At 44.3% G+C, this 23,677-nt stretch carries 26 protein-coding genes and 1 riboswitch; of the genes, 18 read left to right on the top strand and 8 right to left on the bottom strand.

Annotation, left to right across the window (positions count from 1 at the left end):
- The first annotated feature begins 205 nt into the window (after positions 1-205).
- Complete coding sequence (gene megL, locus AC4EG4_RS16240; RefSeq protein WP_490978846.1) at positions 206-1,414, top strand: methionine gamma-lyase; 1,209 nt, start codon at positions 206-208, stop codon at positions 1,412-1,414.
- A gap of 48 nt (positions 1,415-1,462) precedes the next feature.
- Here the strand turns inward: megL and AC4EG4_RS16245 are convergent, their stop codons facing one another.
- Both AC4EG4_RS16245 and hisJ read right to left on the bottom strand, forming a co-directional pair.
- Positions 1,463-1,942, bottom strand: a complete 480-nt coding sequence (locus AC4EG4_RS16245; protein ID WP_490988382.1) for a GAF domain-containing protein — start codon at positions 1,940-1,942, stop codon at positions 1,463-1,465.
- Between the two features lie 52 nt (positions 1,943-1,994).
- Positions 1,995-2,795 carry a histidinol-phosphatase HisJ gene (gene hisJ / locus AC4EG4_RS16250; protein ID WP_490978844.1) on the bottom strand — a complete coding sequence of 267 codons (801 nt, stop codon included), beginning with the start codon at positions 2,793-2,795 and terminating at the stop codon, positions 1,995-1,997.
- 153 nt (positions 2,796-2,948) lie between these two features.
- Here hisJ and ezrA point away from each other — a divergent pair, with 153 nt between their 5' ends.
- From ezrA to AC4EG4_RS16320, 14 genes are all read left to right on the top strand, one after another.
- On the top strand, positions 2,949-4,652 hold the full coding sequence (gene ezrA / locus AC4EG4_RS16255) for a septation ring formation regulator EzrA (RefSeq protein WP_490978843.1): 1,704 nt from the start codon (positions 2,949-2,951) through the stop codon (positions 4,650-4,652).
- 58 nt (positions 4,653-4,710) lie between these two features.
- Positions 4,711-5,814: a cysteine desulfurase family protein gene (locus AC4EG4_RS16260; RefSeq protein ID WP_490988383.1), complete on the top strand. Its 1,104-nt coding sequence runs from the start codon at positions 4,711-4,713 to the stop codon at positions 5,812-5,814.
- Positions 5,815-5,820: 6 nt separating this feature from the next.
- A complete protein-coding gene (gene thiI, locus AC4EG4_RS16265; protein ID WP_490988384.1) occupies positions 5,821-7,023 on the top strand; it encodes a tRNA uracil 4-sulfurtransferase ThiI in 1,203 nt (400 codons plus the stop codon).
- Positions 7,024-7,290: 267 nt separating this feature from the next.
- Complete coding sequence (gene rarD / locus AC4EG4_RS16270) at positions 7,291-8,208, top strand: EamA family transporter RarD (protein ID WP_490978840.1); 918 nt, start codon at positions 7,291-7,293, stop codon at positions 8,206-8,208.
- A gap of 76 nt (positions 8,209-8,284) precedes the next feature.
- Positions 8,285-9,298 carry a signal peptide peptidase SppA gene (gene sppA, locus AC4EG4_RS16275; RefSeq protein WP_490978839.1) on the top strand — a complete coding sequence of 338 codons (1,014 nt, stop codon included), beginning with the start codon at positions 8,285-8,287 and terminating at the stop codon, positions 9,296-9,298.
- Positions 9,299-9,310: 12 nt separating this feature from the next.
- Entirely contained in the window at positions 9,311-9,889 is a 579-nt protein-coding gene (locus tag AC4EG4_RS16280) for an RDD family protein (protein ID WP_490978838.1), read from the top strand.
- 35 nt (positions 9,890-9,924) lie between these two features.
- Complete coding sequence (gene tpx / locus AC4EG4_RS16285) at positions 9,925-10,431, top strand: thiol peroxidase (RefSeq protein WP_490978837.1); 507 nt, start codon at positions 9,925-9,927, stop codon at positions 10,429-10,431.
- Between the two features lie 54 nt (positions 10,432-10,485).
- Positions 10,486-11,409 (top strand): class I SAM-dependent methyltransferase, encoded by a 924-nt coding sequence (locus AC4EG4_RS16290; protein WP_490978836.1) that lies wholly within the window; start codon positions 10,486-10,488, stop codon positions 11,407-11,409.
- 76 nt (positions 11,410-11,485) lie between these two features.
- Positions 11,486-11,671: a hypothetical protein gene (locus AC4EG4_RS16295; RefSeq protein ID WP_480335036.1), complete on the top strand. Its 186-nt coding sequence runs from the start codon at positions 11,486-11,488 to the stop codon at positions 11,669-11,671.
- A gap of 129 nt (positions 11,672-11,800) precedes the next feature.
- Positions 11,801-12,661 (top strand): pentapeptide repeat-containing protein, encoded by an 861-nt coding sequence (locus AC4EG4_RS16300; RefSeq protein ID WP_490978835.1) that lies wholly within the window; start codon positions 11,801-11,803, stop codon positions 12,659-12,661.
- 24 nt (positions 12,662-12,685) lie between these two features.
- Complete coding sequence (locus AC4EG4_RS16305) at positions 12,686-13,207, top strand: RDD family protein (protein WP_490978834.1); 522 nt, start codon at positions 12,686-12,688, stop codon at positions 13,205-13,207.
- Between the two features lie 347 nt (positions 13,208-13,554).
- Positions 13,555-14,940 (top strand): Na+/H+ antiporter NhaC, encoded by a 1,386-nt coding sequence (gene nhaC / locus AC4EG4_RS16310; RefSeq protein WP_490988385.1) that lies wholly within the window; start codon positions 13,555-13,557, stop codon positions 14,938-14,940.
- 143 nt (positions 14,941-15,083) lie between these two features.
- On the top strand, positions 15,084-15,503 hold the full coding sequence (locus AC4EG4_RS16315) for a universal stress protein (RefSeq protein WP_490988386.1): 420 nt from the start codon (positions 15,084-15,086) through the stop codon (positions 15,501-15,503).
- 97 nt (positions 15,504-15,600) lie between these two features.
- Positions 15,601-15,942, top strand: a complete 342-nt coding sequence (locus tag AC4EG4_RS16320) for a zinc ribbon domain-containing protein YjdM (RefSeq protein WP_490988387.1) — start codon at positions 15,601-15,603, stop codon at positions 15,940-15,942.
- 85 nt (positions 15,943-16,027) lie between these two features.
- Here the strand turns inward: AC4EG4_RS16320 and queE are convergent, their stop codons facing one another.
- The 3 genes from queE to queC are packed head-to-tail and all read right to left on the bottom strand — an operon-like array spanning position 16,028 to position 17,819.
- The gene (gene queE / locus AC4EG4_RS16325; protein ID WP_490988388.1) at positions 16,028-16,735 is read right to left on the bottom strand and encodes a 7-carboxy-7-deazaguanine synthase QueE; all 708 of its coding nucleotides are present in this window, start codon (positions 16,733-16,735) and stop codon (positions 16,028-16,030) included.
- Positions 16,732-17,157, bottom strand: coding sequence for a 6-carboxytetrahydropterin synthase QueD (gene queD, locus AC4EG4_RS16330; RefSeq protein WP_490988389.1), 426 nt, complete (start codon positions 17,155-17,157; stop codon positions 16,732-16,734). Before queD ends, queE begins: the two co-directional genes overlap by 4 nt.
- Entirely contained in the window at positions 17,154-17,819 is a 666-nt protein-coding gene (gene queC / locus AC4EG4_RS16335) for a 7-cyano-7-deazaguanine synthase QueC (RefSeq protein ID WP_490988390.1), read from the bottom strand. Before queC ends, queD begins: the two co-directional genes overlap by 4 nt.
- A gap of 6 nt (positions 17,820-17,825) precedes the next feature.
- Positions 17,826-17,869, bottom strand: a riboswitch (PreQ1 riboswitch).
- Positions 17,870-18,022: 153 nt separating this feature from the next.
- Here queC and AC4EG4_RS16340 point away from each other — a divergent pair.
- On the top strand, positions 18,023-18,961 hold the full coding sequence (locus AC4EG4_RS16340; RefSeq protein WP_490978827.1) for an NADP-dependent oxidoreductase: 939 nt from the start codon (positions 18,023-18,025) through the stop codon (positions 18,959-18,961).
- A 79-nt stretch (positions 18,962-19,040) separates the two neighbouring features.
- Here the strand turns inward: AC4EG4_RS16340 and AC4EG4_RS16345 are convergent, their stop codons facing one another.
- The gene (locus AC4EG4_RS16345; protein WP_490988391.1) at positions 19,041-19,415 is read right to left on the bottom strand and encodes a VOC family protein; all 375 of its coding nucleotides are present in this window, start codon (positions 19,413-19,415) and stop codon (positions 19,041-19,043) included.
- Positions 19,416-19,559: 144 nt separating this feature from the next.
- The gene (locus AC4EG4_RS16350; protein WP_490988392.1) at positions 19,560-20,066 is read right to left on the bottom strand and encodes a universal stress protein; all 507 of its coding nucleotides are present in this window, start codon (positions 20,064-20,066) and stop codon (positions 19,560-19,562) included.
- Between the two features lie 255 nt (positions 20,067-20,321).
- On the opposite strand from AC4EG4_RS16350, the gene ald reads away from it, so the two are divergent.
- Positions 20,322-21,440 carry an alanine dehydrogenase gene (ald, locus tag AC4EG4_RS16355; RefSeq protein ID WP_490988393.1) on the top strand — a complete coding sequence of 373 codons (1,119 nt, stop codon included), beginning with the start codon at positions 20,322-20,324 and terminating at the stop codon, positions 21,438-21,440.
- Positions 21,441-21,476: 36 nt separating this feature from the next.
- Here the strand turns inward: ald and AC4EG4_RS16360 are convergent, their stop codons facing one another.
- Positions 21,477-22,574, bottom strand: a complete 1,098-nt coding sequence (locus AC4EG4_RS16360) for a M24 family metallopeptidase (protein WP_490988394.1) — start codon at positions 22,572-22,574, stop codon at positions 21,477-21,479.
- 224 nt (positions 22,575-22,798) lie between these two features.
- On the opposite strand from AC4EG4_RS16360, the gene AC4EG4_RS16365 reads away from it, so the two are divergent.
- Positions 22,799-23,479, top strand: coding sequence for a metal-dependent hydrolase (locus tag AC4EG4_RS16365; RefSeq protein ID WP_490988395.1), 681 nt, complete (start codon positions 22,799-22,801; stop codon positions 23,477-23,479).
- The last annotated feature ends 198 nt before the right edge of the window (positions 23,480-23,677 follow it).

The following is a 23,677-nucleotide window of genomic DNA, read 5'->3' on the forward strand; positions in this document are numbered from 1 at the left end:
ATGAGGAATAAAATGGACGAACACGCACATACAACTGCTGCGATTATTTTACACAAAGCATAGTATAACCGATTTCGAACTCTGAAGTCAATAGAAATCCAAAGATGCCACTGAAAATGCCGACTTCCTTTTTCAGATGCTTCAGGGTAGAATGGACTTAAGATATAATGTAAGCGCTTTCTATTCCGGGTAAGGGGTGAACTTTATGACAGGGAAACAAATGAATCTAGAAACAGCGGTTATCCACAAAGGCTATGATGGTGCCAGTCATCACGATAGTTTGGTGACGCCGCTGTATCAAACTTCGACGTATTCTTTTGCCAATGCAGAACAAGGGGAAGATCGGTTTGCGGGAATCTGTGAAGGCAATATTTATTCACGGCTCGGCAATCCGACAGTTCGCGTGCTGGAGGAACGGATGGCAGAGATCGAAGGCGGCAAAGGGGCATTGGCTTTCGGGTCGGGGATGGCTGCGGTCAGTGCTATTTTGATTTATTTAACCAAAGCCGGTGACCACGTACTGTGCTCGAGAGGGATTTACGGCTGTACGTATGGCTTGCTGGAAATTATGGAAGAAAAGTATGGGATCACGCATGATCTCGTTTCCATGACTACCGAGCAGGAAGTCGAGCAGGCACTCACGCCAGAAACGGTTTGTATCTATGTGGAAACGCCGATCAATCCAACAATGGAACTGGTTAATTTGCAGGCAGTGATGGCAGTAGCGAAAAAGCACAAGCTCCAAGTGGTCGTAGACAACACCTTCTGTTCGCCGTATCTGCAGAATCCGTTGCAGATGGGAGCGGATTTTGTTTTGCACAGCGCAACCAAATACTTGAATGGCCATGGGGATGTGGTCGGCGGGATTTTGGTGGGGCGCGACGCGGAAGAAATGCAGCACATTCGGATGACGGTGCAAAAGGACGTAGGCGGCATCATGTCGCCATTTGATGCATGGCTATTGCTGAGAGGACTGAAAACTTTGCACGTGCGGATGGATCGCCATGTTGACAATGCTAAAACCGTTTTAAACTTTCTGAAACAACAGGATCTGGTAAAGAAAATTTATTATCCGTATGACAATGGGCATCCGCAAGTAGAAATTGCAAAGCGGCAAATGCGCCAAGGCGGGGGATTGATTTCCTTTGAAATCGCAGGAGGTAAAAAAGAAGCTCAGGCTTTCCTAAATGCCTTATCGTTGATCAAGATTGCAGTGAGTCTCGGAGATGCGGAAACATTGATTCAGCATCCAGCAACAATGACTCACGCGGTCGTCCCTGAGGAAAAACGAAAGGCAATGGGGATCAGCGACTCTTTGGTGCGGCTGTCGGTCGGACTTGAGCATACAGACGACTTGATTGAGGATTTGAACAAAGCGTTTGAAAGAGTAAAACCAAAACTTCAGGAAATATAGTCAAAAAAGACCCGAAGCTCGAATTTCGAGTTTCGGGTCTTGCTGTTTTTATAGATGTTTCATTAATACTTCAGTGAAAAGTTCCAAACCCTTTTGGTCTTCTTCAGTAAATCGACTCAGTTCTGGGCTGTCGATATCGAGAACACCGATCACCTGATCTTCTTTCATCAATGGAATGACAATTTCCGAACGAGATGCCGCATCGCAGGCGATATGTCCGGGGAATGCATGAACATCTTCTACCAACATGGTTTTTTTATCTGCAACGGCTGTGCCGCAAACACCCTTGCCAACTGGAATTCGGACACAGGCAGGAAGGCCTTGGAACGGACCAAGTACAAGCTCTCCTTCTTCCATTAAATAAAAACCGACCCAATTGGTGCGTTCAAGAAATTGATTGAGCAAAGAAGAAGCGTTGCTCAAATTGGCGATGCTATTTTTCTCACCCTCTAGCAATGCATCCAATTGCTTTGAAAGCATTTGGTACTGTTCTAAACTACTGCCGCTGTAATCTGTTTGTGTAAACAAAAAATAACCTCATTTCATTTTTTAGTTTGGAATACTTTCCAGAAGAAACCGTTCAACTTAGTTTAGTATAAATTTTCTCGTAATGCTTATGCAAGTCATCGACATTATGGGCGTCTGATCCGAAAACGAGTGGGATACCGAGCGATTCCGCATATTCAATGAAAGGAAGCGGTGGATAAACTTCCAGACAGTCGGGTTTCGACAAGCCTGCGCTGTTGACATCCAGTTCGAATCCAGCTGACTTCATTGATTGCAAAATGTTCTGGATTTGCGCAGTGTCATCAATTTTTTGGCCGTGTGCCAATTGGAATTTATGGATCAAGGTCGGGTGCCCGATTCGTTTTGGCTTGAATGGTCCAAGGTCTTCCTGGATAGAGGCTTCCAGCGTTTTGTAATAAAGTCCGTAGGCCGCTTCGACAGAACCGCTTGCAGCCGCTAGCTCCAGAAAAACTTCCTTGCTGTAATCCGCACAGTAATACTGATCATTCACTTTTAGAAAATGAACGGACAAAATAGAATCATCCAGGGCTGGTCCAATTTCATTTAAAAAAGAGGTGATTTCTTTTTCATACCCTGCGATAAAGTCGACTTCCAATCCTGCACGGATGCGAATGTCTTGTTGATAGACCGCTTTTAACCGATTGATTTCATGCATATAAGGAGTCAGCTGGTCCATGCTGATGCTGCTGTCTTTCAAAGGAGTAGGGTCCGTAAAATTAAGTGGAAGCGGGGCATGCTCGGTAAACGAAATATCCGTAAAACCCGAGTTTATTGCTTTTTCAATATAGCGTTCTGTAGAGTCTTTTGTCCCGTGAGGACAAAAATGCGTATGAATGTGACCATCTCGTTTCATAAAATCATCCTCTTTTCTTTCTATAAAAAAATATAATCGCTTTTCTTCTAATTTGGCAAACATAAGAGTAGAATACATGTTAAAATAAAAGAATCATGAATACATTTACGTATAACTGGTAATGTGATTTTGGAACAGGGGGCTATATGACTTATGATGGAGTATATCATCATTGCGGTCATCATTCTAATAGCGATAATGATCATCGGCTTTATGTTTCGCAAAAAACATCTGGCTGAAATTGAGCGCTTGGAACAGTTAAAACTGCAAATACAAAATAAACCGATACTAGAAGAATTGACAAAAGTGAAGCAATTAAACATGAACGGCCAGACGGAAGAAATGTTTGAACGCTGGCGCAACGTATGGACAGAAATTATGGATGTGCATATTCCAAAAATAGATGCTTCCCTATATGACGCTGAGGAGGCAATCAACCGCTTCCGTTTTGGCAAAGCGACAAAGCTTGAACAGGAAACCGAAGTGAAGATCGACAGCGTGGATCAACAAATGAACACCATCCTGGTCGAACTGGAAGAATTGATTGGCAGCGAAGAAAAGAATCGCAGCGAAATTGATTTGATTCAAGAAAAATACCGACGTGCCCGCAAAAATTTGCTGGCGCACCAGCATTCTTACGGGGCTGCTGCCGGACCGCTCGAGAAACGAATTGAATCGTTCATTCCGATGTTTGATGAATACGAGAAATTGACGAATGAAGGCAATTACTTAAAAGCCCGCGAAATTGTCATCAGCTTATCTACTGAGGGCGAACAAGCATTTTTGTTAGTCGATGACATTCCACCGTTATTGGCGGACGTCCAGACGAAAATTCCTTCTTATATTGCTGAATTGCGTCAAGGCAAAAGCGAAATGGAAGAGCAATCTTATTATTTGGGGCATTTAGAGCTAACGCTTCAATTGGATGAGATCGAAGAAGAGTTGGACGTGCTGAAAGAGAAAATTGCGCAATTGGAAATCGAACAAACGAAAATTGCCGTTGAAAAAATAAAAGATCAGATCGACTCGTTTTACGAACTGTTGGAAAAAGAAGTCGAGGCTAAGCATTATATTGACGATTTCCGTATCGATACCGAACGCCATTTAGAAGTAGTGGCTCGTGATACTCAAGAGATGGAAGAGGAATGCAGATACGTTCAGCACAGCTACAAAATCAGCGAAAGCGAAGCGGCCATTCCAAAGTCTTGCATGGAGAAGATGGAGCAGTTAGCAAAACGCTATGACTTATTGCGTTCACGCTTGGAAGAAGATCAATCCGCATATTCAAGCCTTCAAGAAGAGTTGCTTCATATCCGTGAAGATCTGTCGATTGTGGATTCAACACAAAACGATTTTATGACTTCATTGAAGAGCCTGCGCATTGAAGAAAACAAAGCTCGTACTAAAGTCGAGCAGTTAAAACGCAAATTGCAAGAAACAGACCGCGTGCTGCATAAAGCGAACATTCCCGGGATTCCAGAAGACATGGATGTCCGGTTGGAAGAAGCAGAAGAACATCTTTTTGTTACCATGCAAACTTTGCGTGAAGTGCCACTGAATATTAAGTTGGTTCATAATTATTTGGAGCAAGCTGAGAAAAGCATTGATGACGTCCATGCAAAAGCGGTTGAAATGGTTGAAAATGTGCTGTTGATTGAACGAATCATTCAGTACGGCAACCGTTACCGTAAATCCAACTTAGAGTTGGATGCCAAGCTGGAAGGAGCGGAAGAGTCGTTCCGTCAGCTTCGGTATACAAAAGCATTGGAAGAAGCGGCAACTGCAGTTGAAAACTTTGAACCCGGTTCGATGAAACGCATCGAAGTGCTGGTCAAAGAAGATGCTTGGCGCATTTAAAAAATAAAATGTAAACCACCAGCGAATGAGCTGGTGGTTTTCTTTTCGGAGGCGGAACATGATTTATTTAGACAACAGTGCGACGACTAGGCCAAGAAAAGAAGTGCTCGATGCCTTTGTAGCAGCAAATGAGCGTTTTTATGCCAATCCAGCCTCGCTGCATGCATTAGGAAACCAGGCAGAAGATTTGCTGGAAACCGCACGCAGCCAGCTGAAAGAACACTTGCATATGGAAAAAATTGTTTTCACTTCCGGTGGAACAGAAGCAAATAATTTGGCTTTAATTGGAACTGCCAGAAGCTACCAGCACCGGGGCAAACATATTGTCACTTCTGCAACGGAACATCCTTCCGTACTAAATAGCTTGGCTGCGTTGGAGAAGGAAGGCTTTATCGTTACGCGTCTGGCTGTCAACCGTTCGGGAGCGATCGATGTTGATGAGTTGATGAATGCGCTGAGAAAGGATACGATTTTAGTGTCTCTTATGCACGTCAACAATGAAATTGGCACCATCCATCCAATAGCGGAGATTGCGGCATTGCTGAAAGAGCAACGGATCTTGTTTCACGTGGATGCCGTTCAAAGCATGGGCAAGCTGGAACTCAATCCCAAAGCCATGCCTGATTTATTGTCCGTGTCGGGCCATAAGATCCATGGATTAAAAGGCACTGGGCTGCTGGCTTATTCTGGAGTAGAGTTGGAGGCTATTCAGTACGGCGGCGGTCAGGAAGCGGGAGTCCGAAGCGGCACTGTGTCCGTTCCAAATGCTATTGCTTTGGCGAAAGCATTGAGGTTGGCGCAACCCAATCCGCTGCATCGTGAGTGGAACGACAAGCTGCGTGAGTTTTTTTCAGCGTTTAAAGGCGTGAGGGTGGTCAGTCCGGAACGGGCAGCTCCGCATATACTGTCGGTGGCGGTAAAAGGCATCAAAGGTGAAGTCCTGGTATCCGGTTTGCAAAAAGACTCGGTCATCGTCTCTACTTCCAGTGCATGCTCATCAAAAAGCAGCAATACAAGCCATGTGATCGAAGCAATCGGTCTGCCGCGCGAGTTTAAAGATGGCGTCATCCGCATCAGTTTTGGAGCATTTACCGAAGAACAAGACATTCTCGCGCTGCAAAGCGCATTTCAGCGGGTTTACCGCACCATAAAAGGAGTTTAATCTACTATGAAAACCAATCAAATTCTCGTTCGTTACGGCGAGTTATCAACAAAAGGTAAAAACCGGAGTTCGTTCATTGGGCGGCTCCGCGACAATGTACGGCAAACGTTTTCTGATTTGGAACACATCCAAATTAAAGCTGAACGCGATCGAATGTTCATTACATCGGACAGTGAACTGGAATTGGCACAAGTGATTGAACGGTTGCCGCAAGTGTTCGGCATCCAATCGTTCAGCCCGGTAACTGCCTGTGAATTGGATCTTGAGGCAATGAAACAAACGGCAGAAGCAGTCATTGCTAAAATCCAAGATACCGACAAAAGTTTCAAAGTTTCTGTCAAACGGCCATATAAAGAGTTTCCACACGAAAAACCAGAAATCATGAAAGAATTAAGCTCGCACGTGTTGAGAATTTTTCCGAATTTGAAAGTCCAAATGAAAGATCCGGAAATCGATTTAAAAGTGGAAGTGCGTGAAGAAGCAGTTTATATGATGGCAGAAGTAATTCAAGGAGCTGGTGGCTTGCCTGTAGGAGCTGGAGGGAAAGCGCTATTGATGCTGTCTGGCGGTTTGGACAGTCCCGTTGCCGGATACCACATGCTCAAACGCGGCGTCCGTTTGGAACTGATCCATTTCTTTAGTCCACCGTTCACTAACGACCGTGCGAAGGAAAAAGTATTTGACCTTGCTGAAAAATTATCGCAGTTCGGTTCATCCGTCAATCTGCACATCATTCCGTTTACCAAGCTGCAGCAAGAAGTTCACAAACAAGTACCAGACAATATCACGATGACCTCTACACGCCGAATGATGATGCGCGTTGCAGACCTTGTCATGGCCGAAACCAATTGCCGCGCCATTATCACAGGCGAAAGTTTGGGTCAGGTGGCAAGCCAAACCCTAGAAAGCCTGCAAGCAATCAATGCTGTGACAAACACACCGATTCTTCGTCCACTAATTGCAATTGATAAGCTGGAAATTATCGATACAGCTCAGCAAATCGGAACGTATGATATTTCGATTCGCCCGTTTGAAGATTGCTGCACCATTTTCACGCCGGCAAATCCCAAAACCAAGCCAAAACTTGAAAAAGTGGAGTACTATGAGAACTTTGTTTCATTTGATGGGCTAATCGAAGAAGCAGTGGCAGAGCGGGAAATCATCAAGTTCCCACGCGTCAAAGTTGATCAATTTGCCGATCTATTATAAGCGTTGAGCCGCCTCTTTAGGGCGGCTCTTTTTGAATCATAGTTTCGATTTGCCCAATGCTTGTCTTCCGGTAAGTTTCTTCTTTTGGAAAATGGTCGCTGTAGGATGGTTAGCCATATCCAAACCGTTGCATGAAGCATACCAATCCTGACCGCTGCGACGCATGGAGTGGGAGTTTCTCTTTATTTACTTTACAGATAAGATGAGCCTATAATTAGACTGTTATTTCGAAATACAAAATATATAAAGATTGGTGCGCGATGCAGGATGACAGATTCTAAAAAAGGTATTTTGGTCATTATTTTAACGTATACTTTATGGGGGTTCATGCCAATTTTTTGGAAGCAAATTGATCATGTTCCAGCAGACGAAGTTTTAGCAGGGAGAATCATATGGTCTTTCTTATTTACACTAGGATTCATTCTTTTAATAAATGGAGGCCGCCAGCTGTGGCTTGACCTGAAAATGCTGTGGGCTTCCAAGAGGAAATTCTTCTTGTTGATGCTGGCATCGTTTCTGATTTCTGCGAACTGGTTTTTTTATGTTTATGCCGTTTCACATGACCGAATTGTTGAAACTAGCCTGGGCTACTACATCAATCCGTTAATCTCAATGCTCCTCGGCGCTATTTTCCTAAAGGAAAAACTATCGCCAGCGATAAAAGTTGCCTTTCTTTTGGCTGCCACAGGTGTCTTGATTTTAACCCTTTCTTTTGGCTCTTTGCCGTGGCTTGCTCTAGGCATGGCTTTCAGTTTTGCTTTTTATGGCCTAATCAAGAAAACCATTCGTTTGGATGCGCTGCGTGGGTTGGCAATTGAAACCTTGTTTGTTTTTCCTATTGCGATTGCGTACTATGTCTATTTGATGTCGGTTGACCGCGTGTCTTTTTTGCATACCGGACTGACCACAGATATTCTGCTAATTGCCAGTGGTGTAGTCACTGCTTTGCCGCTGTTGTTTTTTGCTATCGGAGCCCCATTAATCCCGCTTTATATGGTTGGGTTTCTGCAGTATATTGCACCTTCGCTCATGCTGTTGATCGGAGTCTTCATTTATGGAGAAGCCTTCACTACAATAGACATCATTTCTTTCTCCTTGATTTGGAGTGCTTTGATCTTGTTTACTTCCTCGAAGTTTATAGAAGCACGGGGAATTCGAAAGGCCAACCGAAAAATTTCGGTATGAATTTGCTTTTCTGGTGAAACATTTGCCTTTGTTTCCCGTATAGTAAAGAGTAGAAACCAAGGAGGGAATTGCACAAATGAATACAAAAAGATGGATCGCTTTAGTAGCAGCTGCAGTCGTATTGGGAATTTCATTGGTCATCAACTCAGCTTTCGCTTTTCTTCAAAGCGGGTTTGGCGAAGGCGTCGATGAGTTAATGGCGACCACACAATCAAGTATGTCGGAAGTTGTCATTGAGGATGGCGATTTTGACAACCGTGTGGCAGTTTTGAATGTTGACGGGGTAATCCAAGACACGGGAGAGGCATCGCCTTTGTTTGGAGCAGCCGGCTATAACCATTCGTTCTTTATGGAACAATTGGAAAATGTTAAAGAGGATGACTCAGTTAAAGCTGTCGTGCTTACGGTAAATTCACCGGGTGGCGGAGTAGTGGAATCAGCTGAAATTTACGACAAAATCACTGAAATCCAGGAAGAAACCCAAAAACCGTTTTACGTTTCTATGGGAGCAACAGCGGCTTCAGGCGGGTATTACATTGCTGCACCCGCAGATAAAATCTTTGTCAACGAAGAAACCTTGACCGGTTCTATCGGGGTTATCATGCAAAGCGTCAATTATGGCGAACTGGCAGAGCGTTACGGTGTAGACTTCGTTACCATCAAGTCGGGTCCGTACAAGGATATTATGAGTGCAACCCGCGACATGACAGATGATGAACGTGCACTTCTTCAAGAGATGCTGGATGATTCATATGAATCGTTTGTTGATGTCATTGAAGAAGGCCGGGGCATGACTGAAGACGAAGTTAGAGCTGTTGCAGATGGTCGTGTCATGAATGGCCGCCAAGCTGTTGAAGTCAACTTAGCCGATGATTTCGGATTTGAAGAAGACGTTATTGATCAAGTCAAAGCTGATTTTGATCTGGGCAATGCAGAAGTATTCCAATATGGGGCTTCAGAAGGATGGGGCTCATTATTGTCGATGAAAGTGGGTTCATTCTTTGGCAATGATGTAGAAACACAGATGATTACAAAAATGCTTACCGAATACAGTTCTCCGCGTATGATGTATTTATACGGTGATAAATAAGGAGGGACCATGATGACAGACCACGAAACGAATGAAACAGCAGAAAAAGTGCAAGTCCAATCACAGCGTCCCGACACGCCGAGCTACGAAGAAGTTCTTTTCTATGAACGGAAGCCTGCCGGTTTTTGGGTGCGTTTTTGGGCATATTTAATCGACCTTTTGGTTATCGCAGGGCTGACATCCATTTTGGTCAAGCCGGTCTTTGCGCTTCTCGGTCTTGAAACAAGCGGCATCCCTTGGTATGCACCGTATGCCATTTTATCAGCTGTCGTTTTCTATGGCTATTTTGTGCTAATGACTAAGTTTTTCAGACAAACTGTTGGGAAAATGATCATGGGCATCCGGGTAGTATCTTTGAAATCGGATGATTTGTCTTGGACAACTCTGTTTTTCCGGGAATGGATCGGCCGATTTATTTCAGTGACGATCCTGCCGCTTTACTGGATTGTCGGATTTACGCCGTTAAAGCAAGGGGTTCATGACTATATTGCAGATACGACAGTGGTGCACGAGGACTCTTTCAGAAAAAACAAGTTGGTTCAGAAAAAACGCCAAGATGGGTCTGGGTTGCAAGAAACCCGCGCCTTTTAGTATGATGAAGAGACAATGAAAGGGAGGCGTTTTGATTGGTACAAATTACATTCAAGAAAAACCCTGTTACTTTACCCAATAAAGAAGTAAAAGTGGGAGATCAGGCTCCAGATTTTTCGGTCTTATGGACGGACTTGAATCCGGTGACATTGCAGGATACTGCTGGAAAAATTCGGCTGATCAGTGTGGTTCCATCATTGGATACCGGCGTCTGCTCAGATCAGACAAAGCGCTTCAGCGATGAAGCAGCGGCGTTAGGCGATCATGTAGCGGTCCTGACCGTTTCAGCCGATTTGCCATTTGCGCAAAAACGCTGGACGGAAATCAACAAAGTTGATGCACTTACGACGTTATCGGATCACCGGGATCTTTCATTTGGTGAAGCATACGGAGTGACGATGAAGGAACTTCGGCTTCTGGCCCGCTCGATTTTCGTCATTGATCAACATGACAAAGTCGCCTATGTGGAATATGTCCCTGAAGGAACGGATCATCCCGATTACGACAAAGCGTTAGACGCAGTAAGAAAGTTAACAAACTAATACAAAGGAAACCCACTCAAAAGAGTGGGTTTCCTTATTGAGGACGGCGAACGCATGAATTCAACCATGGAAAAAACGTTTTATTTTATTGATAACCACACGACAAAAATCCAGCAAGAGCAGGAAAATGCTTACTTGGAAAGCTTGTTGACAACAACGGAAAATTGGCTGGATGGAGTCATTAAGCCAGAAGAGGGATCCAGCAAAGAAGATATTCGCAAAGCGCTTCAACTGGCGGTATTGAAAGGCATGAAAGAGCATGTCCAGCCGCATCACCAAATGACGCCGGATGCGCTTGGCTTATTAGTGGGGTATCTGGTAGAGCTGTTTGTCAAAAAAGAACAAGCCGTCATCTTGGATCCGGCTGTCGGAACCGGCAACTTGCTATTGACGGTCATGAACTATTTGGATGGTCGATTAACGGGAGCGGGCGTGGAGCTGGATGATTTGTTGATTCGCCTGGCTTCAAACGCTGGCAACCTGGTGGAACAGCCGATTACGTTCTATCTGCAGGACGCTCTGCAGCCCTTATTGATCGATCCGGTTGATGTTGTTGTTTCAGATTTGCCGGTAGGGTACTACCCGGACGAAGAAACAGCAGCCACCTACGAATTGAAAGCGGATGAAGGAATGTCTTTTGCCCACCATTTGTTTATCGAGCAATCGTTAAAACACACGGCTGAAGGCGGTTATTTGTTTTTTATTGTCCCTAAAGCGTTGTTTGAATCTGCACAAGCGAGCCAATTGCACAGTTTTCTAAAGAAACATGCCCATATCCAATCGGTAATGGAATTGCCGGAGAGCCTGTTTAAAAATTCGGCTCATGCGAAGGGAATCTTGGTCTTGCAGAAAAAACAAGAAGGTGTCAAAGCGCCGAAAGAAGTGTTATTGGCACGTGTGCCGAATATGTCAAAGCCGGAATCAATGTCAAAATTCTTTTCACAAGTTACCGGATGGTTTAAAGAAAACAAAGAATAAAGCAGCGGATTTATGCTATACTGAAGTTATAAAAACATCCAGATGCACCATTTTTTGATGAAAAGAGGGATGCGCAATGACCGAGTCAAACGAAGCACCAAAAAAAGTCAGTTTGCAGGAAGCCGTAAAACGCCAACTGGAAGCTAAGAAAAATCAAGCTGGAGACAAGCAGTCAGGCGGCAATGCTTCACTGTCGACCAAAAAGATGAAGAGCCAGCAATCAAAGAAAGTCAGCAATAACCGCCGCAAAATGGGTACGTAAAAAAGTATCGACATACGGAAGAATGTTGAAAAGGCAGGGAGATCGATTCCCTGCCTTTTTTCTTTGTGCAAAAAAAAGTATACTGATTTAAATCGCTTTCTCAACTAATTTAAAAGGAGAAGGAATGCTATGCAGACAAATTTTCAAGATGCCTATGGTGCTGATGTCTTTCGAGCGGATTGCGAAAATTGTTTTGCTCTTTGCTGTGTCGCACTGGGTTTTACTGCTTCTGCAGATTTTCCAGTTGACAAGGCAGGAGGTGTACCATGCCGAAACTTAACATCAGACTTCAAATGTGGAATTCACCGGAACTTAAAACTCTCGGGCTATAGCGGATGTACAGTATTCGACTGTCTGGGTGCGGGACAAAAAGTTTCTCAGCAGACTTTTGGTGGAGTGAGCTGGAAAGACGATCCAGATTCAGCTCACCAAATGTTTCAAGTATTGCCGGTCATGCAGCAGCTTCAGGAAATGATCTTTTACTTAACGCAAGCTATTGAGCGCTGCGGCAGAGGGGAATTAGAAGAGGATCTGCACCAAAGCAGACAAGTGATTGAGCAACTTACTCTAGCCCCTGCTGAAAGTCTTTTATCGACAGATTTGCCTCATCATCGCCGGCATGTTAAAAATATGCTGGTACAGGTTAGTGATAGCGTTAGACTTGAATCAGGCCGATACAATAAAGAGATGAACCGGAAAAAAGGACGCAATTACCAGGGAGCAGATTTAATTGAGGCAAAACTGCAAGAAAGAGACATGAGAGGCTCGTTGTTTAGAGGCGCCTACTTGATTGGGGCGGATTTGGGCAATACAGATTTAAGAAACTCGGATTTTATCGGAGCAGATCTGCGAAATGCAGATTTGTCGGGAGCAAATTTAAAGGGCAGTCTTTATTTGACGCAAATGCAGTTGAACTCTGCAAGAGGAAACGCCTGCACGAAAATACCGAGTTTATTGTCTGTGCCCGCTCACTGGAGTGAAATGCGATGATTTGAAGAGAAGAGGAGGAGTTGGATGTATGCCGGCTTTTGGCTTCGTTTAAAAGCTTTTGCAATCGACTACCTGTTGATTTTTGCTTATCTGGCAGTGCTGCTAGTTTTTTCCCTATTTGTGATGCCTTCAATACAAGACTGGTTTCAGGCTTCTCGGATGACGGCTCAGCTTGCTGGCTTTCTCATGTTGACGCTGCCCGTTTCCCTTTACTTCATCATTTTGGATTCAACAATGGGCAGGCAAACGGTCGGCAAACGGAAAATGCAGCTTTGCGTTGTGGATAAGCAGGAGCAGCCTATTTCCATTTATCGTTCGACTTTTCGGACGGCATTGAAGTTTTTGCCTTGGGAGCTGTCCCATTTTATGGCTTACCGGATGATTTACTTGGGAGATGGCGAAGTGTTGCTGGGAGATTATTTGATAGGGGGATTGGTCTATGTTTTGATCTTACTTTATATTCTGATGGCTATTTTTACAAAGGACAAGCAGTCCCTTTATGACCGCTTAGCAAAAACCTATGTAGTAAAATCAAATTTTCTTTGAAAACTATTGACTTGCCGAGAAGAACTGGTAGAATCTATTTCAATATACTTTTAAAAAGAGTTAGATCTTGAACTAAAGAAACAAATATAGTTTGTCCATTTATTTAATAAATATCTCGATCGATGGTTTAGTAACCAATTTGTGCGCAGCAGCAAGAGACTGGATGGCAGGTGTGAATTCAGGCAGCAAATTGGATGAAATACGCCATCAGCTTTGATCGTTTCGAAAAAGAGTGAATGCTTTGTATAGACAAAGCATTAAATTGGGTGGTAACGCGGAGAAAACCTTCGTCCCTTTATGGGGACAGGAGGTTTTCTCTTTTTTTATAGAGAAAAGGAGAGTTTGCTATGCACAATATTAAGTCAGTCATCACACCCAGATTCCTGGAAGCCCTAATTTTAACTGCTCTTATTTTTCTGGTAATCAGTGTCAGCATCATCAGCTTTGAATCGGTTCCGCATATTCCTATCTTGTTTTCGATTTTGCTCTTGTTCGTTTACGGAGCCATAAAAAAAGTCTCTTACCGGAAGATGGAAAAGGGGCTGGTGGAAGGAGCAGGTGCGGGCATGAGTGCTGTCTTCCTGTTTTTCTTCATCGGCATACTCATCAGCAGTTGGATGATCAGCGGGACCATTCCGACACTTATTTACACAGGATTTACGCTCATTTCCATGGCCTTTTTCTACGCCATTGTTTTTATCGTGACATCATTAATTGGTTTATCAATTGGCAGTTCCCTAACGACTGTTGCGACCATCGGCGTTGCTTTTATCGGCATGGCGACCGCAATGGACCTGTCTTTGGCTATAACGGCCGGAGCGATTGTGTCGGGAGCATTTTTTGGCGATAAAATGTCGCCATTGTCGGACACCACAAACTTGTCTTCTACCATTGTCGGTGTGGATCTTTTTGAACATATCCGCAACATGGGATGGACAACGATTCCTGCATTTGGGATAACCTTGATTTTGTTCGCGCTGCTTTCTCCAGAGTCAGCTGGTACAAGCATTCAAGATGTTGCAGCTTTTAAAGAGGGGTTGTTAGCCACGGGAATGATCCATTGGTATACGATCATTCCGCTGGTTGTGCTCATTCTGCTGACGATTAGGAAAATGCCGGCTTTGGTTACGCTGGCAGTAAGTTCAGTGACTGCAATACTCATTTCATTTTTGCATCAAAGTTCAACAGCTTCTGAGCTATTTTCAGTCTTGTTCAGCGGCTATGTCTCCTCGACGGGGATAGAGGAAATCGATTCTTTGCTGTCGCGTGGGGGAATGGAGAGCATGATGTTCACGGTTGCTTTGGTGCTGCTTGCGCTTAGCATGGGCGGATTGCTGTTCACGTTAGGAATTGTGCAATGCCTGCTGGCAAAAGTGGAAAGCCTGCTGAAGAAAGTCTCTTCTGTCATTGCCGCTTCTGCATTAACGGCGATCGGCATCAACATCTTGATAGGGGAGCAATATCTGTCAATTCTGCTGACAGGACAAGCTTTTAAAGAACCATACGATAAAGTGGGGCTTGCCGGCAAAAACTTGAGCCGTGTGATGGAAGACGCAGGAACTGTGGTCAACCCGCTTGTCCCATGGAGTGTTTGCGGCATCTTTATTACGGGCGTCATCGGCGTTTCAACGCTCGATTACTTGCCATTCGCATTCTTCTGCCTGTTATCGCCATTATTGACTGTCTTGTTCGGCTTTACTGGAAAGACCTTGACGTATAAAGAAGCAAAATAAAAATGCTGGGAGAAGCAGGTGATGCAGTTAATCACCTGCTTTTTTGAAGGAATGGAGGAAATCGATCGGATGAGTCGAATAGTATTGCATATAGACTCTTATCCTGCTGCGACTTGGAAAAAAACAGTCGAGGAGTAGATATTATGTACAAATCAATTTTATTGGCTGCAGACGGTTCGGAAACTTCGATACGAGCTGGCACGCAAGCTGCGCAATTGGCCTCGTTGGCCAAAGGAGCTGAAGTAACGATTGTCTACGTTTCGGATTTTAATGAAGACAGCAATGAAGAAGTTCATGATGGCGGCCCGATAGAATTTGAACTGTCGCGCAAGAAAAAAACCCAGCCTATCCGAGAGGCCTTTGAACGCGAAAAAATCTATTACAAAACTGAAATTTTGCATGGCCGACCGGCACCGGCGATTATTGAACTGGCAAACGAAAGAAATTTTGACCTGGTTGTCATTGGCAGCAGAGGATTAAATGCGTTATCTGAAATGGTGTTGGGCAGCGTTAGCCGCAAAGTCGTGAATGGAGTGAATTGCCCTGTACTGATCGTAAAATAACGTGAACTTCTTTATAACGGAGTCTGGTATACTAATAAAAAAGATTGGTCTTATTTGCATATACGCCGTCGAAAGGCCGCTTGGAGGAAAACAACAAATGAAAACTTTACCTAATTGCCCTAAATGCGATTCTGAATATATTTACGAAGACGGCAGTTTGCTTGTATGTCCTGAATGCGCACATGAATGGAGTCCGCTTGCAGAAGCTGACAGCTCAGAACAAGAAAAGATTGTGAAAGATGCAAACGGCACGCCATTGCAAGATGGAGACGCTGTTACCGTCATCAAAGACCTGAAAGTCAAAGGCAGTTCATCGACTTTGAAAATTGGTACGAAAGTAAAAAGCATCCGGCTGGTCGAAGGCGACCACGATATCGACTGCAAAATAGATGGCTTTGGCGCTATGAAATTGAAATCGGAATTTGTAAAAAAAGCATAAAATGAAAAGCCCCTGCCCAAACTTAATAAAAAGTTTAGGCGGGGGCTTTATATTTTTAGGATATAGAGAGTGAACCGCAAAAGGATTAAACGCCGCGTTTATTTCCCCACACCAAGGTATGCAATTGCGGCAATACTTTTGCGTCGTTCATGATAGGTGAACGAACGTGGTAATCGATTAATTGCTCATAACGATGCAGCAAGTCGGAAACCAGCTGGGCATCATCCGTTGTAGCTGTATCTTCGTTGCCGGTCTGCAAGAAAAATGGAACCGCTGGATACCGCTGATGAAGCTCTTCTGCATAGGCAAAATCGTGCTGGTCAAACACCACAACCTTCAAACTGACGTTGGCATGCTGCAGCTTTTCCATAAACAAATCGAGTTTCACAAAATCCGTCTTCATTCCAGAGCTGGGCGGCTTTGGCGACAAGGTGATGTCGTCGATGTTAGTCAGCCAGTCTTGCCAAATTGACCCTTGGGTTTCAACGGCCACTTTCCAACCTTGTTGATGGCACAGCTCGACCAATTCGCCAATGCCTTTATGAAGAGCGGGATTGCCACCTGAAATAGTGACGTGTGAAAATGCTGCGCCTCCGGTTTGGATAAGCTCTTCGACAATCTCAGCAGGCTGTTTGGAAACACTGGTTCCCGTGCCGTCCCATGTGAATTTTGAATCACACCAGGAACAGGAATAGTCGCATCCGGCGGTTCGCACAAACATGGTTTTTTGTCCCATGACCATGCCTTCGCCTTGTATCGTTGGACCGAAGATTTCCATGACAGGGATTTTCATAACAGTTCCTCCTTGCGCGGACGGAACACCACATAGCTCGTCGGCGTTTCGCGTACAATCACTTGCAGGCAATTCGGCTGGTTGCTTTTTGTTTTCAATACTTGTTGAATGGATTGCCACACCTGCTGAGCAAGAAGTTCAGTGGTTGGAAATTTGTTCGTAAATTCCGGATGGTCGTTCAAGACGCTGTGGTCGTATTTTTTATGAATCAGTTGTTTCACTAATTTAAAATCAATCAAAAAGCCAGTCCCGTCAAGCTCATTGCCAGCAATGGTAATGTTGAGGTGATACGTATGGCCATGCATGACTTGGCATTTTCCTGCATCTTCACTTGGAATAAAATGCGCGGCAGAAAAATGCAGGTCTTTGTTGAGCTCGAATTGAAAGTCGTGTGCAGTGGTTGGGTAAAATTGCTGCATCATTCGACAGCACCTGCCGATTTTTTCGCCTGGTAGCGGGCAAGGCCTTCGTTGCGCAATATGCAGGATGGACATTCGCCGCACCCAGTGCTCGGAATGCCGTTGTAGCAAGTCAAAGTTTTTTCTTGGACAAAATCAAGAGCATCCAGCGTATCGGAAAGTTCCCACACATCGGCTTTATCCAGCCACATTAACGGGGTATGGATGATAAACTGCTTGTCCATTGCCAAATTCAATGTAACGTTTAAGGAACGGATAAAAGTGTCACGGCAGTCCGGGTAGCCGCTGAAATCGGTTTGGCTGACGCCGGTGATCAAATGCCGGGAACCGATCGCATCTGCATAAACTGCTGCAAAAGATAAGAACAGCAAGTTTCTGCCCGGTACGAAAGTGGAAGGCAATTCGCCTTCCTTGGCGGTCACTTCAATGTCGTCCCGTGTCAGCGCATTCGCAGACAGTTGATTGATCAAAGTCATATCCAGCACTTTGAACGAGACGCCAAGTTCTTCAGCGATTTTTCGGGCACATTCGATTTCGGCTGAATGGCGCTGGCCGTAATCAAATGTGACCGTTGCAACTTCTTTAAAATTTTTCATAGCCCAAAACAGGCAAGTGGTGCTGTCTTGGCCGCCGCTGAAAACGACGACCGCTTTTTCATTTTTCATCTAAAACACTCCTTAGTTTTTTAGAGAGGGAGTTTGCGAACCTCTTTAAGCGAACAGCATTAATAATACCATAATGTGCGTCAATCAGCTTTGGAATCGAACTATCCGAAAGCACAAGTGCTGCAAAGCGCTCTTCTGCTTTTAGTAAGGTATACTGATTTTGTAAAGAATCTCGTTGAACATATTGGAAGGGGAGATGTGACATGAAAGCAATCGTCATCGACAATTACGGAGGCAAGGAACAACTGAAAGAAAGAGAGCTGGAGAAACCGGCTATCAATGAAAACCAAGTACTTGTGGAAATCCATGCCACGTCCATCAATCCGATTGACTGGAAATTGCGTGAAGGATATTTGCAGGAAATGCTGCCATGGGAATTTCCGATTATTTTAGGTTGGGACGCAGCAGGGGTAATTGCTGAGGTTGGCAAAAACGTTAAGCATTACAGTGTGGGAGATCGGGTATTCGCTAGACCGGCCACCACACGCCAGGGAACATATGCAGAGTTTGTTCCGGTTGAAATGGAGCTTTTGGCACATATGCCAGAAAGCATGAGCTTTGAAGAAGGAGCAGCTATTCCGTTGACTGGATTGACTGCCTACCAATGCCTTGTAGGCTTTGCAGAAGTAAAAAAAGGGGACAAAGTGCTGATTCATGCAGGAGCAGGCGGAGTCGGCAGCATGGCCATCCAAATTGCCAATAGCATTGGTGCTTACGTAGCAACAACAGCAAGCGACAAAAATGATGAGTTGGTCAAGTCGCTTGGAGCAAACCGGGTAATCAATTACAGTGAAGAAGACTTCAGCGAACTGCTGGAAGATTTCGATGCGGTACTGGATACGATGGGTGGAGATGTGTTAGACAAAAGTTTTAAAGTGCTGAAAAAAGGCGGGAAACTGATTTCAATTGCCGGACAGCCTTCTGCTGAAAAAGCTGAAGAATACGGTGTGAAAGCCAGTAATTTTTGGTTGGAACCGAGCGGTGAACAATTGCAAAAGCTGGCAAACTTATACGTTTCGGGAGAACTGAAACCGACAATTGGCCATGTTTTTGATTTTACGGAGCAGGGATTGAAAGATGCGCATGAACTAAGTGAATCTCATCATGCCCGCGGAAAAATTGTCATTAAAATTAAATCTTAATCGAGCAAAGAAGAGGTTTTGGAATGTACTCATTCCAAAACCTCTTCTTTTAAAATGTGCTTTTAAACACTACTTGAATTTACTTTTCCATGACGGCAAAGTAATTGTTTTCACTGTCAGCAAAATTAAACACTTTGCCTGATGGCATGTTCACAATATCTCCAACGGTGATACTTTGATCTGAAAATTTTTGGTGCAGCTCTTCAGCATTTTCAGTGAAAAACATTAAGGAGGGAGTGTCTAGATTTACTCCAGGCGACATCCTGGCAACGGCTTCTTTGTTATGTAGAATAATGCTTGTTTCAGCACCTTCTGACGGCGCAAGTTCAATCCATCTCATTCCGTGGGTATTTTCTTCAGCCACTATAGAAAATCCTAGTTTTTTTGTCCAAAAATTTAAGGCTTCGTCTTGGTCGTTGACATACAGCATAACTTGCCCAACTTTGCTGATCATGATCTTCAGCTCCTTTGTAATATTTGAATTAGTGCTTAATCGAAATCAAGTCCCAAAAGACCATCAAGCAAGAGCCCTGATGGTCTTTCGGTGTGAGTGAGATTGTTTGTGGCTTATGATGCCAAACCCATTTTATTTATCAGGTTAAAAGTTTTCAGGCTTGCCTGATTTGTCTTCAGAATAATATTCATCCGGCGCATCGTCCTGAGCATCTTCTGTACGTACAACCAAAACATCGCATTTTGCCGAACGGACAATGTGTTCAGAGACACTGCCGATTAAGAAGCGTTCTACAGCATTTAATCCGGTTGCACCGCAAATAATAAGGTCAGCTTCTACTTTTTGAGCCAAGTCACGCGAAATCATGGTTTTCGGAGAACCGTAATCGACTACGATGTTCACTTTTTCAACACCGGCAGCTAAAGCTTCTTTTTTGTAGTCGTCCAATAAATCTTCCGCAAACTTTTGAGCGCGGTCAGCAATTGATCGATCGTACGCTTCGATGGCTGCGAATGACCGGGTATCGATGACGTTCACCAAATTTAATGTAGCGTGGTTCCGCTTGGCGATGCCAACTGACTTTTTAAATGCCCATTCTGCTTCTTTGGAACCGTCGACTGCAACTAGAATTTGACTGTACTTTAATGTCATCCTAAATTCCTCCTTTTGTCTCTCACTATAAACAATTCGCTATAAGTTTTAAGGTTCCTGCTAAATTGAGGTTAATTTAGTGAATTTTTTGTCTAATTAATGACGACTATTGCCCCCTATATACAGCGTGTTTACAAGTATAAAAGTAGCAATTTAGAGCGTTAATCTTTAATTTCTGCTAAAATATAAATAATTTCAGAAAATTCTTATAAATAATTAACGGATCCTACTAACGATAAAAAGGAGGGTTTCGAGATGCGAATTGGTGTACCGACAGAAGTAAAAAACAATGAAAACCGAATTGCGATGACTCCGGCGGGTGTAGTCCATTTAAAACAGTATAATCACACTGTGTTTATTCAGGCGGGAGCTGGACTTGGTTCAGGATTTACTGACGAACATTACCGAGTTGCTGGAGCAAAAATCGCTGCCACGGCCGAAGAGGCATGGGCGCAGGAAATGGTCATGAAAGTAAAAGAACCGGAACCGGAAGAATACCGCTATTTTCGTGAAGGGCTGATCTTATTCACTTATTTGCATTTGGCTCCAGAAAAACAATTGACGCAAGCGCTGCTGCGTGCAAAAGTGACCGGCATTGCTTATGAGACCGTTCAGTTGTCGAACGGTTCTCTGCCTTTGCTGACGCCGATGAGCGAAGTAGCAGGCCGGATGTCTACGCAGATCGGAGCTCAATTTCTTGAAAAGATACACGGCGGTGCAGGAATTTTGCTTGGCGGAATTCCGGGTGTTGGGCGCGGCAAAGTGTGTGTGATTGGTGCCGGAGTTGCGGGGACCAATGCTGCCAAAATAGCAGTTGGAATGGGTGCAAACGTTACGATACTGGATTTAAATCCGGACCGCCTGCGCCAACTGGACGATCAGTTTGGCCAGGATGTCCAAACATTGATATCCAATCCATTGAATATTGCCGAATCTGTAAAAAAAGCAGATCTTGTTATTGGTGCGGTGCTGATTCCTGGGGCAAAGGCACCCAAACTGGTGACGGTAGACATGATTAAGTCCATGAAGCCTGGATCCGTTGTAGTAGATATTGCTATTGACCAAGGCGGGATTTTTGAGACCAGCGACCGTGTAACGACTCACGATGCACCGACATATGTAAAGTACGGAGTTGTCCACTATGCAGTAGCAAATATGCCAGGAGCCGTTCCAAGAACTTCTACGATTGGTTTAACGAATGTCACGGTGCCATATGCAGTTCAAATTGCCAATAAAGGGTTGGTCCAGGCGGTACGTGACAATGATGCCTTAAAAAAAGGCATCAATACGCTGGCTGGCTATGTAACATATGAGGCTGTAGCTTTAGACCAAGGACTGGAGTACAAATCAGTCGAAGATGTTTTAGGGGAATAAAACGGCGCCGGAAAGATTCCAGCGCCGTTTTTGATGTTAGTTTGTAATGATTTGAAGTTCCTTTGGAAATTTTGTCAAGACTTCGTAGCCGTCTTCTGTAACGACCACATCATCTTCGATGCGGACACCAACTTTGCCGGGAACATAAATGCCGGGTTCCAGTGTAAAGACCATTCCTTTATCCATTTTCATTGGATTGGCTCCGTGAATAGAAGGGAATTCGTGAACGGATATGCCAAGGCCATGGCCGAGGCGGTGTGTGAAATACTCACCATATCCTGCATCTGTAATGACTTTGCGGGAAATCTGGTCCAGCTCAGCTGCCGTGACACCCGGTTTGACCGCTTTCAGTGCAGCCAGTTCAGCCTGCAGAACGATATCATAAACGGCTTTTTGTTCTTCACCAGGTTCACCGAGCGCCAATGTGCGGGTGATATCTGAGCAATAGCCTTTGTGGACAACCCCAAGATCGAATAGCACCAAGTCACCATTTTGCAGTTTTCGGTCGCCGGTTTTTCCGTGAGGCGAAGCGGCTTTGTCGCCTGTCAACACGGTCGTATCGAACGACATATGAGTCACCCCGCGTTTTTTTAATGCCAATTCAATTTCTGTCATCACTTCAATTTCAGTGATGCCTTCTTTAATTGTTTTAGCAGCGACTTCGATGGCATAATCGGCCAGTGCAGCTGCTTCACGCAAAATCTGAAGTTCTGCTTCGTCTTTGATGACGCGCATAGCATTCAACTGATCATCCAGCTGCACAATTTCGAGTGAACCAAAAAACGAAAGGATGGCATCATAGCGGTCAACGGTCATATGGGCTTTTTCTATAGCCATGGTTTTCAACTCGATGCCACGAGATTGCGCGGTGTTGTATAAAATTTTCATCGAATTTTGCGTATCTTCGTGGCCTACAATTTCGCCGGTCCATCCGGCGTTTTTTGCATCCGGCATTTCCATCTTCGGACAAATCAGGAAAGGTTCTGCTTCAGTGAATACCATCACCCCCAATAGGCGTTCGTGTGGGTTGCTTTGGAAACCGCTGACATAAAAGACGTTAAAGGGATCGGTAATAAACGCAGCGTCAATTGACTGTTCTTTTAAATAATTTTGTAATTGCTTGATTTTGGTCATATGTACTCCTCCTCCACATGTGTAGCATATCAAAAATCAGGGGATAAATCAGCTGCGAATCAAACTACTAGCTGCCATTTGCAAGTATTTCATGAAATCATGCCGTGTTCCTGCATGTCGGAAACAGAGCAAGATTGTGGAATATCCATAATAAAATCGGTATCATTACAAATGAACATTTTTACATTTCCAACAATCAATAACAAACTCATTGGAGGGATAGTATGCACATTTCATATCACGGACATTCAGTTGTAAAAATTAAAACAGGCGAGTTCACGATCCTAATTGATCCATTCATTAACGGAAACGAATTGACGGATTTGAAAGTGGCCGATGAAAAGCCAAATGCCATTCTTTTGACGCATGCCCACAACGATCACGTGGGGGATACGATTGAACTGGCAAAAAGCAATAACGCACAAGTAGTTGCACCAGTCGAACTGGCTAACTACTTAGGAAGCCAAGGAGTCAATGCAGTTGGCATGAACTTAGGCGGTGCACATGAATTTGATTTTGGCACAGTGAAATTTACAAAAGCATTCCATAGTTCTTCATATACAACCGAAGAAGGCGAAGCAATTTATGGCGGCATGCCAGCCGGGATTCTCTTTAAAGCAGAAGGCAAAACAATTTATCATGCCGGAGATACCGAAGTGTTTGGCGATATGGAAATTCTCGGCAAACTTAACGACATTGATGTAGCCTTCGTGCCAATCGGTGACTTTTTCACAATGGGGCCGGAAGATGCAGCTTACGCAGTTGAGCTGTTAAACCCTAAAGTTGTAGTTCCCGTACACTATGATACTTTCCCACCCATCAAACAGGATCCCGAACACTTCAAGTCCTTGGTCAAAAATGCAGAAGTCAACATCCTGCAGCCAGGCGGCGGCATTGAATTATAATTACGGACAACACCCAGAGAGCCTTGGCTTTTTGGGTGTTTTTGTTTTCTATCCAACTGTTTCACTCGATTGCCAAATGCACAGGAGGTCCACAGGAAGTGAATATGGTAACCTTTGCGACAGGAAGTCGCGCTCATAGGTTACCTTCCATCAGGCCACCTCCACTTTTCTAATTGTCCAGTTGCGGTGGCCAATTCC

Source organism: Planococcus sp. TJ-201, from assembly GCF_058268495.1.